Raw genomic sequence first — 2,566 nt, 5'->3', positions numbered from 1 at the left:
CGCCAATTTACCAAAAAAGTAGCTGTTAAACTATGAAGATGTTAGACTATTTAACTTCTTTCAGCAATGTTTACTGCGCGAAAGCAGAGCGACAGTGGCAAAGTTTTTTGTATCGAAAGCGAAGTGGCAGATACAGAAGTCTCCCACCTCTATAGGTGTTGAGATGAAAGCCAGCATTAGACCTGCTACAGTGGGTGTTCAAACACCGACTGAGTGACCAACATCATGTTGGCCTAAGCCTCGGGCGGATGTCACAGAGGAGGCCTGCACGATGCAGGTCAGTTAACCGTTGTCACAGGATGTGACAACGGTTAACTTCTGCTAAGTGCAAGCACAATTCAAAATCCCGACGCAATTACGCCGAGGCGTAATTGATATATTGCATGGGGTAGCTATTATTTAAATGAATATCTTGAAAAAACACTACTCTCAATTGGGGAATAGTGTTTTTTCAATCAGTTTATGCCTTATCTAATATTTCTTTCGCTACTAAATATGGGAAAGATACGCTCCTTTGGTGAATGGTTATTAGCACTTTCATTTTAGCCAAAAGAGCGAATTCGGTCTTTTTATTTTGTTGTTTGGTAGCTATTTGAAGCAAATTTGCTCATTACGAGTTTTAAAATAATTTTATCGGAATCGGTTCTTAATATGGCTTTATCACTTCAAAATTAACCACCTTTATTGTCAGTGAACAACTAGAACTATTTAAACTCTATATAATATATAGAATATTTAAAAATATCCTAAATTTTACAATTAGTAATTTTGTGTGTATTATGGAATTGTAAGTTAAATAATATATTAATTGGGAGATGAATTTTTTGAAAAAATATGTACTAACAACTTCTTTAACAATGCTTTTAGCTTCTGGTATTGCTTTTAATGCAGAAGCTACTACTAGCGGAGAAACAGAAAGTATAAATAATTTAGAAGAAACAATGGTTTATAGTAGTAGCGCTCTTAAATGGGATTGGTACTATACTGATTACACATTAAATGACGGTTGGTATGAGAAATGGTATAGAAATCATGCAACGGGCAAACAAAAAAAGGAAACATATACAGCGTCAGGGAAGCTTTACAGGGTTACATATTATTAAACAGCATTTCTTAAAGTTATTTTCTAAATAATTTATATATTACCCAAATTGTTAAAAAAATAAAAGATAAGTACAAAATAACGATAAATGTGATTCCTATGGTATTTCTTGGAATAAATCTTAACGACCAAATTGCAGCCATAATAGTAGCAAAACTAAAACGGTCTTTTCTTGTTTTTGTATCCATTTTTTTCAGATTAAAAGCAACTATTAAATATGCTATTGGAGGAGATATGATAGCAATTACTATAGATGGATTTTTTCTCAAATACCAAGGTAAGTTTTCTTCATTTTTTTTATCCATAAACCCAAATCATTCCTTATCTAGTTAAAATTTTATTTTATGTAAATTTATTTATAAAACAATTATAACATATTAAAGGAGAATTTTATTATGATTAACAAAAAAATTATTGCTGGTCTATTATCAGGAGTTATACTTACAGGAACTATTTCTACGCCACTTGCAAGCGCGCAAGGAAATACTGTAAACTATAATTTAAATTTAGAATCCATACAAAATGATCAAAAGTTAAAAGAAATTATGAAAGCAGCTATATTAGAAAATAAGGAATACTTCAATGATCCTGCTTATGCAGATGTTTTATTAAACAAGTTAGATACACCAAGTTATCAAGATAAAAATGAAGTTATTGTTATGCCATTTGGAAAATTTACTCTAACAGCTAAAGCAGGGGCTCAAGCTCTTAAAGTAGCCATGGACAAAATTGGTCAAAAAGCATGGGATGGCATGGTTAAAACAATAGAAGATAATTTCGGTGTTAAACTAGTAGTTTTCCATTGGAAATCAATGAATCAACTGATTAATGTATTATCAAATTCAAGTACTACAATTACTGATGCGATAACTGATTTCTTAGTTGATAAGGCTAGCTTCAATCGGACTTTTGCTGAAATAGTTGCTAGAGCTTTTGTAACGGTCTTTTTATAATCTCAATCTAAACATACTAAAAAATAGTAGTACAAACCAAAACCATGGTTTGTACTACTATTTTTTAGTAGAAGTGAAGAAAAGCCGACTAGCCTCTGGGACTATTTGTGAGTCCATATATAAAACTGGCTAACTTCATGCCCTTATATGAATCAGTTTGGTATGTTGGGGCGTGTATAAGAAAGTAGAATCGCTAAGGTACTGTGAAGGCTTCTATGATTGGTTAAAAGGAGAAGAATAAGATGAAACGTGTTATTCTATTAAATAGAAATTAAGGAAAAAATGTTGAGATTTATGGTGATCATCGCCCATGTGAATTTGAAGAGGTAACAAAGCAAGATGGACAAGCGTCAGCTATCGTATTTGAAGCAAAAGATATCTATATACAATTTCAAACGGACGTTGCGAAACAGTCAGCATAACATTCAGGTAATTTGCCATTATCGCAATAATGCTCATATTGATTCGCCAATTTACCAAAAAAGTAGCTGTTAAACTATGAAGATGTTAG

3 protein-coding genes are annotated in these 2,566 nt (G+C 32.2%); 2 read left to right on the top strand and 1 reads right to left on the bottom strand.

Features of this window, described 5'->3' with window-relative positions; translation table 11 throughout:
* Window positions 1-824 precede the first annotated feature (824 nt).
* Window positions 825-1,103, top strand: a complete 279-nt coding sequence (locus tag C9J34_RS20665) for a hypothetical protein (RefSeq protein WP_107842055.1) — start codon at window positions 825-827, stop codon at window positions 1,101-1,103.
* A 16-nt stretch (window positions 1,104-1,119) separates the two neighbouring features.
* On the opposite strand, the gene C9J34_RS20660 is transcribed toward C9J34_RS20665, so the two are convergent.
* Window positions 1,120-1,407, bottom strand: coding sequence for a hypothetical protein (locus tag C9J34_RS20660; protein WP_107842054.1), 288 nt, complete (start codon window positions 1,405-1,407; stop codon window positions 1,120-1,122).
* A gap of 90 nt (window positions 1,408-1,497) precedes the next feature.
* On the opposite strand from C9J34_RS20660, the gene C9J34_RS20655 reads away from it, so the two are divergent.
* Entirely contained in the window at window positions 1,498-2,055 is a 558-nt protein-coding gene (locus C9J34_RS20655) for a hypothetical protein (RefSeq protein ID WP_107842053.1), read from the top strand.
* Window positions 2,056-2,566 lie beyond the last annotated feature (511 nt).

Source organism: Metasolibacillus meyeri (genome assembly GCF_003049505.1).
Lineage (GTDB): Bacteria > Bacillota > Bacilli > Bacillales_A > Planococcaceae > Metasolibacillus > Metasolibacillus meyeri.
The sequence above is the reverse complement of the archived record's forward strand: the minus strand, read 5'-3'. Positions and strand labels throughout refer to the sequence as shown.

Coding starts and splice junctions, on each gene's coding strand:
- C9J34_RS20660 (WP_107842054.1), bottom strand. CDS start 1,407: ATGGATAAAAAAAATGAAGAAAACTTACCTTGGTATTTGAGAAAAAAT.
- C9J34_RS20655 (WP_107842053.1), top strand. CDS start 1,498: ATGATTAACAAAAAAATTATTGCTGGTCTATTATCAGGAGTTATACTT.